The 13,906-nt window shown below is 55.2% G+C and carries 12 protein-coding genes; 5 read left to right on the top strand and 7 right to left on the bottom strand.

The window, feature by feature from the left end:
- The 3 genes from fdhF to RTX30_RS17040 form a co-directional block, all read right to left on the bottom strand.
- A complete protein-coding gene (gene fdhF / locus RTX30_RS17050; RefSeq protein WP_312691348.1) occupies positions 1 to 2,151 on the bottom strand; it encodes a formate dehydrogenase subunit alpha in 2,151 nt (716 codons plus the stop codon).
- Between the two features lie 35 nt (positions 2,152 to 2,186).
- Complete coding sequence (gene hydN, locus RTX30_RS17045; protein ID WP_312691373.1) at positions 2,187 to 2,732, bottom strand: electron transport protein HydN; 546 nt, start codon at positions 2,730 to 2,732, stop codon at positions 2,187 to 2,189.
- A gap of 143 nt (positions 2,733 to 2,875) precedes the next feature.
- Positions 2,876 to 3,889, bottom strand: a complete 1,014-nt coding sequence (locus tag RTX30_RS17040) for a LacI family DNA-binding transcriptional regulator (protein ID WP_312691347.1) — start codon at positions 3,887 to 3,889, stop codon at positions 2,876 to 2,878.
- Between the two features lie 262 nt (positions 3,890 to 4,151).
- Here RTX30_RS17040 and ascF point away from each other — a divergent pair, with 262 nt between their 5' ends.
- Both ascF and RTX30_RS17030 read left to right on the top strand, forming a co-directional pair.
- The gene (ascF, locus tag RTX30_RS17035; RefSeq protein ID WP_312691346.1) at positions 4,152 to 5,594 is read left to right on the top strand and encodes a PTS cellobiose/arbutin/salicin transporter subunit IIBC; all 1,443 of its coding nucleotides are present in this window, start codon (positions 4,152 to 4,154) and stop codon (positions 5,592 to 5,594) included.
- A 20-nt stretch (positions 5,595 to 5,614) separates the two neighbouring features.
- On the top strand, positions 5,615 to 7,039 hold the full coding sequence (locus RTX30_RS17030) for a 6-phospho-beta-glucosidase (RefSeq protein ID WP_312691345.1): 1,425 nt from the start codon (positions 5,615 to 5,617) through the stop codon (positions 7,037 to 7,039).
- Between the two features lie 383 nt (positions 7,040 to 7,422).
- On the opposite strand, the gene RTX30_RS17025 is transcribed toward RTX30_RS17030, so the two are convergent.
- From RTX30_RS17025 to RTX30_RS17015, 3 genes are read right to left on the bottom strand one after another with little or no spacing between them, the layout of a single operon-like run.
- Positions 7,423 to 8,130, bottom strand: coding sequence for a winged helix-turn-helix domain-containing protein (locus RTX30_RS17025; RefSeq protein WP_312691344.1), 708 nt, complete (start codon positions 8,128 to 8,130; stop codon positions 7,423 to 7,425).
- Entirely contained in the window at positions 8,127 to 8,519 is a 393-nt protein-coding gene (locus RTX30_RS17020) for an amino acid-binding protein (RefSeq protein ID WP_312691343.1), read from the bottom strand. The genes RTX30_RS17025 and RTX30_RS17020 overlap by 4 nt, the downstream gene beginning before the upstream one ends.
- The gene (locus RTX30_RS17015) at positions 8,512 to 8,835 is read right to left on the bottom strand and encodes an antibiotic biosynthesis monooxygenase (protein ID WP_312691342.1); all 324 of its coding nucleotides are present in this window, start codon (positions 8,833 to 8,835) and stop codon (positions 8,512 to 8,514) included. Before RTX30_RS17015 ends, RTX30_RS17020 begins: the two co-directional genes overlap by 8 nt.
- A gap of 210 nt (positions 8,836 to 9,045) precedes the next feature.
- Between RTX30_RS17015 and RTX30_RS17010 the strand changes: the two genes are divergently transcribed.
- On the top strand, positions 9,046 to 10,905 hold the full coding sequence (locus RTX30_RS17010; RefSeq protein WP_312691341.1) for a beta-glucoside-specific PTS transporter subunit IIABC: 1,860 nt from the start codon (positions 9,046 to 9,048) through the stop codon (positions 10,903 to 10,905).
- Positions 10,906 to 10,925: 20 nt separating this feature from the next.
- Positions 10,926 to 11,945 (top strand): LacI family DNA-binding transcriptional regulator, encoded by a 1,020-nt coding sequence (locus RTX30_RS17005; protein ID WP_312691340.1) that lies wholly within the window; start codon positions 10,926 to 10,928, stop codon positions 11,943 to 11,945.
- Positions 11,946 to 12,006: 61 nt separating this feature from the next.
- On the opposite strand, the gene RTX30_RS17000 is transcribed toward RTX30_RS17005, so the two are convergent.
- Complete coding sequence (locus RTX30_RS17000; RefSeq protein WP_312691339.1) at positions 12,007 to 12,867, bottom strand: aldo/keto reductase family oxidoreductase; 861 nt, start codon at positions 12,865 to 12,867, stop codon at positions 12,007 to 12,009.
- A gap of 97 nt (positions 12,868 to 12,964) precedes the next feature.
- Between RTX30_RS17000 and RTX30_RS16995 the strand changes: the two genes are divergently transcribed.
- A complete protein-coding gene (locus RTX30_RS16995; RefSeq protein WP_312691338.1) occupies positions 12,965 to 13,879 on the top strand; it encodes a LysR substrate-binding domain-containing protein in 915 nt (304 codons plus the stop codon).
- Positions 13,880 to 13,906: the final 27 nt, after the last annotated feature.

Genomic DNA, 13,906 nt, shown 5'->3' with positions numbered 1-13,906 from the left:
TCATTGCGTCGCCGCCGTCAGCAGGCGAGTCTTCATCTGTTGGTAAGTGGTCTGAGTGTACTCTTCCGCCCAGCGCTGATCGTTGATCGCACTCACCCGCACTGCGCAATATTTGGTTTCCGGCGTTTTCGAAATCGGATCCAGATTATCCTGCGTCAGTTCGTTGCAAGCGCCAATCCACCATTGGTACGTCATATATACCGTGCCGTGATTGATACGCTCGCTCACATCAGCGCGGGAAATCACTTTACCACGACGCGACTCTACCCACACCAGTTGCCTGTCTTTCACGCCTAATGCTTCGGCGTCTGCCGGGCTCATCTGCACAAAGCCCGGTTCATCGGCCAGGGTTTGCAGCGCCGCGCAGTTGCCAGTCATGGAACGGCAGGAGTAATGACCGACTTCGCGTACGGTACACAACACCAGCGGGAAATCAGCATCCGGGCGTTCCGCCGGTGCGCGCCATTGCGCGGCGAACAAGTGGCCTTTGCCGTCGGGCGTATCAAACTTATTGTTCTGATACAGATACGGCGTACCCGGATGGTCCAGCGTTGGGCAAGGCCATTGCACATGTCCCATGTCGCCCATTTTTTCATAGGTGACTCCGTAGAAAAGCGGGCACAACTCACGCAGCTCATCCCAAATCTGCTGGTTGTTGTCGTAGTGCATGGGGTAGCCCATTTCGGTGGCAATCAGGCTGATGATTTCCCAGTCGCGTTTGACGTTGTATTTCGGCTCAATGGCTTTTTCAAAACGCTGGAATCCCCGGTCGGCACAGGTAAAGACGCCGCCATGTTCGCCCCATGAGGTGGCGGGCAGCAGCACATCGGCCTGTTCCGCGGTTTTGGTCATAAAGATGTCCTGCACCACCACCAGTTCCAGCGCTTCAAAACCTTTACGCACCAGCCCCAGGTCTGCTTCGGTCTGCAACGGATCTTCACCCATGATGTAATAGGCTTTGACCTTGCCTTCCAGCGCCAGATGCGGCACTTCAGTAATACGCACGCCGACTTTATCGTCCATCACGGAAGGATCAATGCCCCAGGCTTTGGCGAATTTCGCCCGCACTTCGGCATTCACCACATCCTGATAGCCAGGGAATTGATTTGGGATCACCCCCATGTCGCATGCGCCCTGCACATTGTTCTGCCCGCGCACAGGTCCCACGCCCACATGCTCGCGCCCCAGGTTACCGGTGAGCAAGGCCAGGCTGGAAAGCCCTTTTACCACATCAACGGCCTGACCAAACTGGGTCACGCCCATGCCCCACATAATGGTGGCAGAGGGTGCCGCTGCGTAGGTGCGCATTGCCTGGCGGATCTGTTTTGCCGGAACACCGGTCAGATGCTCGATCGCTTCCGGGGCATAATCTTTTACCGTTTCCCGGTAGGCTTCCAGCCCGGTAGTGAAGTTGGCGACATAATCTTTGTCGTAGAGTTCTTCTTCCAGCAGCACATAGCCAAACGCATTGACCATCGCCATATTGCAGCCGTTATTCAGTTGCAAATGTTGGTCGGCAATGCGCGCAGTTTCAATGCGACGCGGATCGCAGACGATGATTTTCGCGCCTTTCTGCCGCGCTTTAATCACCCGGCGCGCCACGATAGGGTGTGAATCGGCGCAGTTATACCCGAACACCAGCAGGCAACTGGAGTTTTCAATGTCTTCAATGGAGTTGCTCATTGCGCCATTGCCGAGTGTTTCTTGCAACCCGGCGACGGAAGGCCCGTGGCACACCCGCGCGCAGCAGTCGACATTGTTCGTGTGAAGTACGCCGCGGGCGAATTTCTGCATCACATAGTTGGTTTCATTCCCCGTGCCGCGTGACGACCCGGTAGTCATAATCGAACGCGGGCCATATTTCGCTTTAATTTCGCTCAGGCGCTTCGCGGTATAACGGATGGCTTCATCCCAGGTCACCGGAGTAAGTTTGCCGCCTTTTTCGTAGCGGATCATCGGCTGCGTCAGGCGTGGCGTCAGCAATTTGGTATCGTTAAGGAAATCCCAGCCGTAATAGCCTTTCAGGCAGAGTTCGTTCTGGTTGGTGTGGCCATTCGCTGCTTCCGCACGAATGATTTTCCCCTCATCCACCACCAGTTTAAGTTTGCAGCCTGCGCCGCAATAAGGGCAAACGCTCGTAATTTTTTTCATCAGTAACAGACCTGTTAAAAGTGAAAGATGGGTGTTTAAAACACCAGTGAAATGGCGCTATCCAGCGCCGCACGACGGCGTTTCTCTGCGCTCATCTGCTCCAGTAAGTTGCGATCGACACACACCAGCGCCTTGGTCGGGCACGCCTGCATACAGGCGGGACCTTCAGCCCGGTCGCTGCATAAATCGCATTTATTGGCTTCGGCTTTTTCCGCACGTACGGTCAGTCCCACGCCGCTCTGGCGAATAACCGGGCGGACAACCACCTCCATCGCACCGTAGGGGCATGCCACCACGCAGGTTTTGCAGCCAATGCAGCGCTCCTGCATGACATGCACAAAACCTTCATCGCGGCGAATGGCGTTATTCGGGCAGACGTTGGCACAGGGGGCATCTTCACATTGACGGCAAATGGTCGCCGTCGACACGTTTACGCCTTTAATGACATGAATACGCGGTAGAAACGTCTCGGGGGTGAGCGCCGCGCAGTCCTGGTTTTCCTGGTGAGACACCACACAGGCGACCTCGCAGGTTCGGCAGCCAATGCACTTCGCAGCGTCTGCCATCATAAATCGGTTCATCATTCCTCCAGCAATATGCCTTAACCCGCCGGAGTATTCATAAAACGTGCCAAATATTAATTCATTGAAATTTAAAGATATTTTACAAAAAGGAGACAGTGAAAAACTGTCATCGACAGAAGTGTCGATGACAGATGACGAGATCAGGCGTGGGGGCCGGCAATTAGTGAATCGCGTAACATTAATTCGCCGGGAAAGCTTTGCTGGTATTTAAAGTCTCCGCCGTCGAGCATAAAGATTAAGCGGTTAATGGTTTCTTTGATCATTTCCGTGACCGGAATTTTGACACTCGATAAAGCCGGAACCGTAAAAGGTGCAATTGCAATATCATCAAAACCAATTACCGAAACCTGCTGCGGCACGGCTATTTTATTATCATGTAACTGTTTAATTGCCCCGATCGCCATATCATCGTTACTGGCTACCAGTGCGCTAAACGTGACGTTGCGCGACAATAATTTCGCCACGGCAGACGCGCCGCTGGCCGGCGTCCACTTCCCTTGAACGATCAACTCATTACGAAGGGTAATACCGTGCTGCGTTAGCGCATCTTTATAACCGGATAAACGCTCAATCCCGGTTGGGGAATCCAGCGAGCCGGTAATAAAAGCAATATCCCGGTGCCCTTGAGTAATAATTTTCGCGACAGCATTCTGGCTTGACGCTTTTTGATCTGAATAAACACAGTGACTACTGTTTTTACGTAAACGACGATTAAGCACCATAATTGGCTGCGAATGGTTTTGAATTATCTCATCCAGCTCGTCGACACTCAGAAAACGCGGATAAATAATGATCGCGTCACAACGTAAATCGAGCAAATATTGAATGGCCTGACGCTCTTCATCGGCGCTGTGCTTACCGTCTGCCAACAATAACTGGCGTCCTTTGTCTTCGGTCATCCGCGCGGCGTGGGAAAGCAGTTCACTAAAGTAAACGCCGTGGTAAAGGGTGTTAGTGACCACCAGCCCCAGCGTTTGGGTTTTGTTGGTCGCCAGGCTGCGGGCCAGCAAATTCGGGCGGTAACCACTTTCGGCAATGGCCTGAAACACGCGCGCTTTTGTCTCCTCGCCGACATAGCCTTTGCCTGTGAGCACGCGGGACACCGTCGCCTTCGACACCCCTGCCCGCTTTGCCACTTCCTGCATTGTCGCCATCTTTTCCCCTCGCCAATATCCTCAGCCGCAGTGTACTGCAGCCTCCGGGATTATTGGAACAGTTAACAACCGCCACTGTGCCGCGCTGCTTAACGCAACAGAGTGATAAGCATCACGATTTTAAAAATTGGTCAAATTTAGATCTTGTTAGACTCAAATAAACTCATCATGATTTTGTGGAACCGGTTACCTATTTCTGTTTCATGGCTGAATGATCTGGCCGTGAAAATGTATCTCATTGATAAAACAGGATAATAATCCAATGGCAAAAAATTATGCGGCGCTGGCCCACTCGGTCGTGGACGCGCTTGGCGGGGCGGATAACATCGCCGCCGTAACGCACTGCATGACGCGCCTGCGCTTTGTGGTGAAGGATGCAACCCGCGTCGACAGTCCAACGCTGAAAAGTATTAGCGGCGTGATGGGCGTGGTGCGTAACGACAATCAGTGCCAGGTGATCATTGGCAATACCGTTTCGCAGGCGTTCCGCGAAGTGGTCAGCCTGTTGCCACAGGATATGCAGCCGGTAGACGTGCAGACCACGCAGAAACTGACGCTCAGACGTATCGGTGCAGGGATCCTGGATGCGCTGATCGGTACCATGTCACCACTGATCCCGGCGATTATCGGCGGCTCAATGGTGAAACTGCTGGCAATGGTACTGGAGATGTCCGGTGTGCTGCCAAAAGGCTCCTCAACGCTGACCATTCTGACGGTGATCGGCGACGGTGCGTTCTTCTTCCTGCCGCTGATGGTCGCTGCTTCTGCGGCGGTTAAATTTAAAACCAATATGTCGCTGGCAATCGCCATTGCCGGCGTGCTGGTGCACCCGAGCTTTATTGACCTGATGGCGAAAGCCGCCCAGGGCGAGCATGTCGAGTTCGCGCTCATTCCCGTCACGGCGGTGAAATACACCTATACGGTGATCCCGGCGCTGGTAATGACCTGGTGCCTGTCGTATATCGAACGCTGGGTGGATCGTATTACGCCTGCGGTGACAAAAAACTTCCTGAAACCGATGCTGATTGTGCTGATTGCCGCACCGCTGGCGATTGTGCTCATTGGGCCGCTCGGCATTTGGATCGGTAGCGCCATCTCTGCGCTGGTTTATACCATTCACGGTTATCTTGGCTGGTTGTCGGTCGCCATTATGGGCGCGCTCTGGCCGCTGCTGGTCATGACCGGTATGCACCGCGTCTTTACCCCGACCATTATTCAGACCATTGCCGAAACCGGTAAAGAAGGCATGGTGATGCCGTCTGAAATTGGTGCCAACCTGTCACTGGGCGGCTCGTCGCTGGCGGTGGCATGGAAAACGAAAAACCCGGAACTGCGCCAGACGGCGATGGCGGCAGCCGCTTCCGCTATTCTGGCCGGGATCTCTGAACCCGCGCTCTACGGGGTCGCGGTGCGTCTGAAACGCCCATTGATCGCCAGCCTGATCAGCGGTTTTATTTGCGGCGCAGTCGCCGGTATTGCCGGTCTGGCCAGCCACTCAATGGCCGCTCCGGGCCTGTTTACCAGCGTGCAGTTTTTTGACCCGGCGAACCCAATGACCATTGTCTGGGTGTTTGGCGTGATGGCGCTGGCAGTGGTGCTATCTTTTGTGCTGACGCTGCTGCTCGGGTTTGAAGATATTCCGGTCGAAACCGAGAACAAACCGCAGCCTGCAACGCCGGTTAATGTGAAAGAAGCACGAGCCTGATTAACACAACGAGGTAACGCATGTCAGTATTTCCGCAAGGATTTTTATGGGGCGGCGCACTTGCCGCCAACCAGTCGGAAGGGGGATATCTGGAGGGCGGTAAGGGGCTGACCACCGTCGATATGATCCCACACGGCGTGAACCGTTTGCCGGTCAAATTGGGGCAGGAAAAACGCTTCGCATTGCGTGATGACGAATATTACCCGAGCCACCAGGCGATCGATTTTTATCACCGTTATAAAGAAGATATCGCGCTGATGGCGGAAATGGGCTTTACCGTGTTTCGCACGTCCATTGCCTGGAGCCGTCTCTACCCGAAAGGCGACGAGTTAACGCCGAACCCGGAAGGCATTGCCTTCTATCGCGCGGTGTTCGAAGAGTGCAAAAAATACAATATTGAACCGCTGGTGACGCTGTGCCATTTCGATGTGCCGATGCATCTGGTCATTGAGTATGGCTCCTGGCGCAACCGCAAAATGGTGGAGTTTTTTACCCGCTATGCGCGGACCTGTTTTGAGGCATTCGACGGGCTGGTGAAGTACTGGCTGACCTTCAATGAAATCAACATTATGCTGCATAGCCCCTTTTCGGGTGCCGGGCTGGTGTTTGAAGAGGGAGAAAATCAGGATCAGGTGAAATACCAGGCGGCGCACCATGAGCTGATTGCCAGCGCGTTGGCGACCAAAATCGCCCACGAAGTGAATCCGCAAAGCCAGGTGGGCTGTATGCTGGCAGGCGGTAACTTTTATCCGTACTCCTGTAAACCGGCCGATGTATGGACCGCGCTGGAAAAAGATCGTGAAAACTTGTTCTTTATCGATGTTCAGGCGCGCGGCGCCTACCCGGCCTATTCCGCCCGCGTATTCCGTGAAAAAGGGGTGAGCATTATCAAAGAGGATGGCGACGACGAGATCCTGAAACATACCGTCGATTTCGTCTCCTTCAGCTACTACGCCTCCCGCTGCGCATCGGCAGAGATGAACGCCAATAACACCAGTGCGGCGAACATCGTAAAATCATTGCGTAATCCGCATATTGAAGTCAGCGAATGGGGCTGGGGGATCGATCCTCTGGGGCTGCGTATCACCATGAATATGATGTACGACCGCTATCAGAAACCGCTGTTCCTGGTGGAAAACGGCCTCGGTGCCAAAGATGAGATCACTGACAACGGCGAGATTGAGGATGATTACCGCATCAGCTATTTGCGCGAGCACATCCGCGCCATGAGCGATGCCATTGAAGACGGGATCCCGGTGATAGGCTACACCACCTGGGGATGCATCGATCTGGTGGCGGCCTCAACTGGCGAGATGAGCAAACGCTATGGCTTTGTGTATGTCGATCGCGACGATACCGGTCACGGTACGCTGGCGCGCAGCCGCAAGAAGTCGTTCTGGTGGTATAAAAAAGTGATTGCCAGCAACGGCGCAGATCTGGATTAAGTGGTCATTTTGCCTGGTCTGCCCTTTCTCAGACCAGGCAAACATCAGGGACAGAAAGACAGCAGTACGCTGCGCCTGGCCTGGGCAAACTCGCCACCTCATGACCTGATGAGGGATCGTTGGCGATGAACTTTTGCTTATCTGCCTCAAACCGCGGGTCATGACCAAAAAAGAGCGCCGTAAAATAATCCCCGTTTTCGCGCTACGCGTTCAGACAAGCGAATGACGCGCTGATAGCACCCCGCATCGGCAGCATTAACTCTCTCTTTCAGGTTATCAACATAGCCATTTGCAACCGTTACGTCGTTATAATGTCCGACATTATCGTTTCCTCAAAGCCTGAAGGCTCTGGCATCACGGATAGATGTTTTATTGAAACCCGCTTACGCCTCCACGCCAAACACGCGAAAAAGCGCGCTTTTGCCCTCTCCGGTGACGGTGACTTCACGGTAACCCGGCACTCTGCATAACCAACCTTTCTGTTCAAACGCAACCAGCAACGATGCACCGGCATCGCCGCCAAGATGAAAACGGCGCTCGCTCCAGTCCAGGCACGCACAGCAGGCTTTACGCCGGGTACGCGGATCCAGCGTCACGCCCAGCGCAGCCAGCTTACTCTTACCCCGTTCTGTTACGGCGCTGCCGTCCTGCGTTATCCAGCCTTCTGCCTGCATAAATTCGAAAATCCTCACGGCAATTTCCCCCGCAAGGTGATCGTAGCAAGTGCGGGCCCGGCGCAGCTCAACCGGGGTACGGGTGACCAGCGCGCGCGCCTGGCGCATCGACACGCCCATCATATTTTCCAGTAGCCCGGCGACATCGCTTCCCGCCAGGCGGTAGTAACGGTGCCGTCCTTGCGATACGCAGACCAGCAGACCATGATTCAGCAACCGGTTGAGATGCGCGCTTGCGGTTGAGGCAGCAATCTCGGCTACCGCACTCAACTCCGTTGCGGTCCACGCCCGTCCGTCCATCAGCGCGCAGAGCATTCGCGCCCGTGAAGGGTCAGACATCGCGCTGGCAATGCCAGCCAGCGCCTCTTCCAATTCAGGTCCGCTCTCTGGCGGACGGTGCAAACCGGGTAAGCTCATTGTGGCGGTATATCCCAACGTTGGGTGACCTCGCGGGTCAGGGTGTCATTATCCGTCAGCAAGATCAGTCGATTATCGTGATCGCTGTATTGCACAACAATATTAATGCCGTGTTGCGCTATCGTGCGGGCAATCTCGCCTAACTCGCCGGTTTTTTCCTGACGGAGCTTGCGAATGACAGGCTGCGTGATGGCCAGCACGGTAAAGCCAGCCGCTTGTAGCACCTGCCTGGCGCGCTCTCCTTCCACCACCAGAAAATGAGCATGGCTTTCACTGCCGACCGTGAAGACGCCGCCCCCTTCCAGCCCGATGCCATGGCTGCCCAGTGTCGAACCGAGCGCCGCCAGCCCGCCGGGCGTGGTGTTAAGCATAACGTGAATATCATACATGGCTTGCTTTCCTGCTTTCCGATGAATAATCGCGCAACACCTGCGCCACGCGGATACGGTAAAAGGAAAAGATTGCGTATTGCCCTTCCACCTGTGCCGCCTGGTGCCGGGCGTCCTTCTGCCAGGCCTGCACCGCCGCTTCATCACGCCACCACGACAGCGACAAAATTTTGCCGTCATGGGTCAGGCTTTGAAAACGCTCAATGGCGATAAAACCGTCGAGTTGCGTCAAGTGTGGTTTGAGTTCAGCAGCCAGGTGCAGATAACGTTCCTGCGCCCCGGCGGCGATATCCGCTTCAAACAGTACTGCGATCATAGCGTTACTCCCTCTGGGTCAGTGCCGCCAGTTTATGCAGTTCGCATCGGCATGCTTCGTTATGCAACGAAATATGGCTGACATTCCGGGGAGTGATTTGGCTCTCAGAATTCCATGAAACCGGTTGCATGGAAGAGCGACCAGGTTAGCATGAAACCGGTTTCGCCCAGTTACACCTACTCAGTTGCCGATAATAAAAGGTCAGCAAACATGACGATAATCAGAGATTACAATAAGTTAGCCAGCGACATATTGCGGGAAGTGGGTGGAGAAGAGAACATCAGCAACTTCTCCCGCTGCGCCACCCGTCTGCGTCTGGTACTGAACAACACCCCCGCGACCGCGAAAGCCCGTATACAAAGCTTGCCCGGCGTCATCGCCGTCGTCGAAAGCGGCGGTCAGTTTCAGGTGGTGATTGGCACCCACGTTGCCGACGTCTTTAACGCCCTGAGCGGTATGGTGAAAGAGAAGGACAATCGCGGCCAGCAACCCAAAACCCGTTGGCTGGATGCGGTGATCGCCACCATGTCGGCAGTGTTCGCGCCTATCGTCTACATCCTTGCCGCTGCGGGGATTTTGCAAGGTTTGCTGATTTTGCTGGGCATGGCCGACGCGGAGATCAAACAGTCCGGCACTTTTGCGATCCTTAACTTTATGTCATGGACACCGTTTGCCTTCCTGCCCGTGTTCATCGCCATGACCGCCGCGCGCCATTTTAAATGTAACCCTTTTATTGCCGTACTCTGCTGCTGCGCGTTGATCAACCCGGAGTGGACGGCCCTGGCCGGGAAAATCGCCACCGGCAGTGAAGTTAAATTCCTCTTCTTCCCGCTGGCAGAAACGGTCTATACCTCATCGGTGTTGCCGCCTTTGTTCCTCGTGTGGGCGTTGTCATGGTTTGAGCGTCGTGTGGAAAAGTGGTTACCGGAGGTCATCAGTCCCCTGTTCACCCCTTTGATCTGTTTTGTGGTGATTGTGCCGCTGACGCTGATTGTGATCGGGCCGATCACCAGTTGGGCGGCGATGGGCGTGGCGCACGGCTATAACACATTATTCCAGGCGGCTCCGGCACTGGCTGCGGCAATTATCGGCGGCGTATGGCAGGTCATCGTTATTTTTGGTGTGCACTGGGGGATAACCCCGGTGATCATGGCGAACTTCGACACCCAGGGGTATGACTCTTTCCAGGCTTACCAGACCATTGCGGTGATCGGCCAGATGGCCGCCGTATTTGGCGTGTTTATTAAGAGCCGTAATAAGCAACTGAAAGCGACTTCACTGTCTGCGGGCGTCACGGCCATTTTCGGTATTACCGAACCGGCGATTTATGGCGTGACCTTGCGCTTTAAAAAGCCCTTTATCTGTGGCTGTATCGGCGGTGCGATTGGTGCAGTGGTTGCCAGCCTGTTTGGCAGTCTCTATTACGCCTACGCTGCATTGCCAGGGCTGTTTACGCTGGTGAACGCCATCAGCCCGGATGCCCCAATGTCATTTATCGGTGAGCTGGCAGGTGCCGGAACGGCGATAGTCCTGACCGTGGTGATGGTACAATTTGTGGGCTTTGACGACCCGGCAGAAGAGGCAACCCCGGACGAAAGCGCCCCCGTAGTTAAGGTCGGCGCATTGCAAATGCTCAGCCCGATTAAAGGCGAAGTGATCGCGCTGGACAGCGTGGCAGACGAAGCCTTTGCCGGTAAAATGTTGGGCGACGGTATCGCCATCATCCCGCATGAAGGGAATGTGGTTGCGCCATGTGATGCACAGGTCGCAACATTGATCGACTCTCATCACGCCATCGGTTTGATATGTGATAATGGCGCAGAATTACTGATTCATGTCGGACTTAACACCGTCAATCTTCAGGGGCAGTATTTTACGCCGCTGGTCAAAGAGGGCGACAGAGTGGCTGCGGGTACACCGCTGCTGGCATTTGATAAAGAGCGTATTGAACAGGCAGGTTACGATTTGACCACGCCGGTGCTGGTGGTGAACAGCGACGCATTCACGCTGACCCGCCATCAATCCGCAGGGGCCGTCACGGTGGGGGAACCGCTCATGTCGCTGGCCTGATAACAACAGTGAGGTTGATTATGGTAACGATACTGGATGTCGCCAGACTGGCTGGCGTCTCAAAAGCGACAGTATCGCGCGCGCTAAATGGTAAGGTTTTTGTTCGTGAGGAAGTTAAAGCCCGCATTTTTCAGGCGATTGCTGAAACGGGCTACCGGCCAAACCAGCTGGCGCGCAATCTTGCCAACAATAAAACCAACTCGATAGGGTTGGTGATCACTAACGGGCTGTATAACGGCCCGTTCTTCGCCAGCATGACTTACCATGCCGCCACCCTCAGTGAAAGCCATGGCCGCCAGCTGGTGCTGGCCGATGGCAAACACAGCGCGCAAGAAGAGCGCGACGCCATCAACCTGCTACTGTCGCTGCGCTGCGAAGGCATTATGATCTACCCGAAGTACCTTACCGTGGCGGAACTTGATGAGATCATCGCCGCCAGCCAGACACCAATCGTGGTGATCAACCGCGAACTCCCGCGCCACCGCAGCCAGTGTGTATTTGTCGATAACCAGCAAAACAGTGAAATGATGATGGCACACTTGCTGGCACAGGGGCATACGCGCATTGCTTTTGTAGGCGGTACTGAAGGTTCACCTACCGGGGATAGCCGTTACGCTGGCTATTGCCATGCACTACGCAACGCCGGTATTGATGCCGATCCGCAATTGCTGGTACGCGGCACCTGGAGCACAGATAGTGGCTACCAGGCCGCGCGCGAGCTGTTGGCGCGGAAGGTGCCCTTCAGCTGCATACTGGCGGCAAATGATGATATGGCAATCGGTGTGGCGAAAGCCTGCCAGGAGGCGGGCTTACGGCTACCGCAGGATGTTTCTCTTGCCGGTTTTGACGATTCGGTGATCGGCAAATACTACAACCCGGCGTTAACCACGATTCATGTCCCGATGGATGAGATGATCCGCAACGCGGTGTCGATCTTATTGCAACCGGAGGCGAAAACGCACTACACCCATCAGGGCGAACTGGTTTGCCGCGAGTCGGTGGCAAGCTATAAAAAAAGAGCGTTAACCGGCGTGCCCTGACTCAAGATTTACCGTTGAGCGCAACAGAAGTCTCAGGGCACCCCCCTTCCCCCTTCTCCGGCTACGCGCCAATCCCGTTCAGTTTCACCAGCGCCTCTGGCGACAGAGTGAGTTGCGCACTCGCCAGGTTTTCCTGTAAATGCTGTGGCGACGACGTACCCGGGATTAACAGAATATTGGGAGAACGTTGCAACAGCCACGCCAGCGCGACCTGCATTGGCGTAGCGCCAAGAGTTTGAGCCACTTCGTTCAGTTCGCCGGACTGCAACGGCGTAAAACCGCCCAGCGGGAAGAACGGCACATAGGCAATGCCCTGCGCATTCAGCGAATCAATCAGCGCATCATCCGCGCGGTTCGCCACGTTATACAGGTTCTGCACGCAGGCAACAGGTGTCATTTTCTGCGCATCTGCCACTTGCTTCGCCGTGACGTTACTCAGGCCAATATGGCGGATCAAACCGCGCTCTTTCAAGGTGATCAGCGCCTCTAACGGCGCTTCCAGCGATCCCTCCGCCGGGCCATGAACGCCAAACATTGCCCGCAGGTTCACCACCTCCATCACATCAAGGCCAAGATGACGCAGGTTATCCTCGACCGCACGGGTCAGTTCTTCTGCGCTGAATGCCGGAAGCCAGTTGGCTTTATCATCGCGTCTGGCGCCCACTTTGGTCACAATACATAACGCGTCCGGATAGGGATGTAATGCCTGTTTAATCAGTTTATTGGTCACATGCGGGCCATAAAAATCGCTGGTATCAATATGATTTACCCCGGCGGCAATCACATCCCGCAGCACCTGCAACGCGTTGGCTTCATTGGCGGGCGGACCAAACACGCCAGGTCCCGCCAGTTGCATGGCACCGTAACCCAGGCGACCAACCTGACGATCGCCAAGACGATAAGTAAGTGTGGAATGAGACATGGCAAACCTCCTGTGTGAGATGTAAACAGATTGTAGGAGCATCGCCGCTGTGCAACAATCCAGCGAAATTCATACACAGTGTACGGATTACCGAACAATGAAGCTGGATTTCGCCCTGTTAAACGCCATTGTGGCCGTCGCTAATGCGGGCGGTTTCCGTGAAGCGGCCCGCGTCACAGGCTCTAACCCTTCCCGCCTGAGCGATGCGGTGCGGCGCGCCGAACAGCAACTTGGCGTGCGGCTGTTTAATCGCACCACCCGCACGGTGGCCTTGACGGAAGCCGGCCAGGCGCTGATGGAACGCCTGCAGCCGGCCATGAGCGAAGTCGACGCCGCGCTGGATGCTATCAACCGCTTTCGCACTACGCCCAGCGGCACCCTGCGCCTGAATGTACCGGTCAGCGCAGCACGCTTGGTCTTGCCCGCGATTGTTCCCTCCTTTCTCGCCCGCTACCCGGATATTCGCCTTGAGATCATCGCCGAAAGCAATGTTCAGGATGTCTTTCGCGACAGCTGCGATGCCGGGATCCGTTACGACGAATGTCTGGAGCAGGATATGGTGGCCCTACCGATTGGACCCCGCCGCCAGCGCTTTGCCGCCGCCGCTGCACCGGCCTATCTGCAACGTTATGGCCGACCGCAACACCCCAAGGCATTGATCGAACACAACTGCATTCGCGGGCGCTATGCCAGTGGCGTCATGGGTGAATGGGAATTCGAGCGTGACGGCGAAACGTTACGGGTGCAGGTGAATGGTTCACTGGTCGTTAGCGTTGGTAGCGCGGTAGACCTGGCGGTACAAGTGGCGATTGCCGGCAGCGGTATCATCTATCTTTTTGAGGAGTGGCTGCACCCTGCGCTTGCCAGTGGGGAACTGGAACCTATTCTGCAACCCTGGTGGTTGTCGTTTAACGGCCCCTATCTTTACTATAATTCCAGGCGGCTGATCCCCGCGCCATTGCAGGCATTTATCGACTTTATCCGTGCCGGAGAGCAAGCCGCGGATATATAACGCAATCGTTTGAAGAAATGTCTACAC

Source organism: Kosakonia sp. (assembly GCF_032052965.1).
GTDB lineage: Bacteria > Pseudomonadota > Gammaproteobacteria > Enterobacterales > Enterobacteriaceae > Kosakonia.
Note: the sequence above shows the minus strand (reverse complement) of the source record. Positions and strands in the feature narration are given on the sequence as shown.

Coding starts and splice junctions, on each gene's coding strand:
- hydN (WP_312691373.1), bottom strand. CDS start 2,732: ATGAACCGATTTATGATGGCAGACGCTGCGAAGTGCATTGGCTGCCGA.
- RTX30_RS17040 (WP_312691347.1), bottom strand. CDS start 3,889: ATGGCGACAATGCAGGAAGTGGCAAAGCGGGCAGGGGTGTCGAAGGCG.
- RTX30_RS17020 (WP_312691343.1), bottom strand. CDS start 8,519: ATGTATGATATTCACGTTATGCTTAACACCACGCCCGGCGGGCTGGCG.
- ascF (WP_312691346.1), top strand. CDS start 4,152: ATGGCAAAAAATTATGCGGCGCTGGCCCACTCGGTCGTGGACGCGCTT.
- RTX30_RS17025 (WP_312691344.1), bottom strand. CDS start 8,130: ATGAGCTTACCCGGTTTGCACCGTCCGCCAGAGAGCGGACCTGAATTG.
- RTX30_RS17000 (WP_312691339.1), bottom strand. CDS start 12,867: ATGTCTCATTCCACACTTACTTATCGTCTTGGCGATCGTCAGGTTGGT.
- RTX30_RS17005 (WP_312691340.1), top strand. CDS start 10,926: ATGGTAACGATACTGGATGTCGCCAGACTGGCTGGCGTCTCAAAAGCG.
- RTX30_RS16995 (WP_312691338.1), top strand. CDS start 12,965: ATGAAGCTGGATTTCGCCCTGTTAAACGCCATTGTGGCCGTCGCTAAT.
- RTX30_RS17030 (WP_312691345.1), top strand. CDS start 5,615: ATGTCAGTATTTCCGCAAGGATTTTTATGGGGCGGCGCACTTGCCGCC.
- fdhF (WP_312691348.1), bottom strand. CDS start 2,151: ATGAAAAAAATTACGAGCGTTTGCCCTTATTGCGGCGCAGGCTGCAAA.
- RTX30_RS17010 (WP_312691341.1), top strand. CDS start 9,046: ATGACGATAATCAGAGATTACAATAAGTTAGCCAGCGACATATTGCGG.
- RTX30_RS17015 (WP_312691342.1), bottom strand. CDS start 8,835: ATGATCGCAGTACTGTTTGAAGCGGATATCGCCGCCGGGGCGCAGGAA.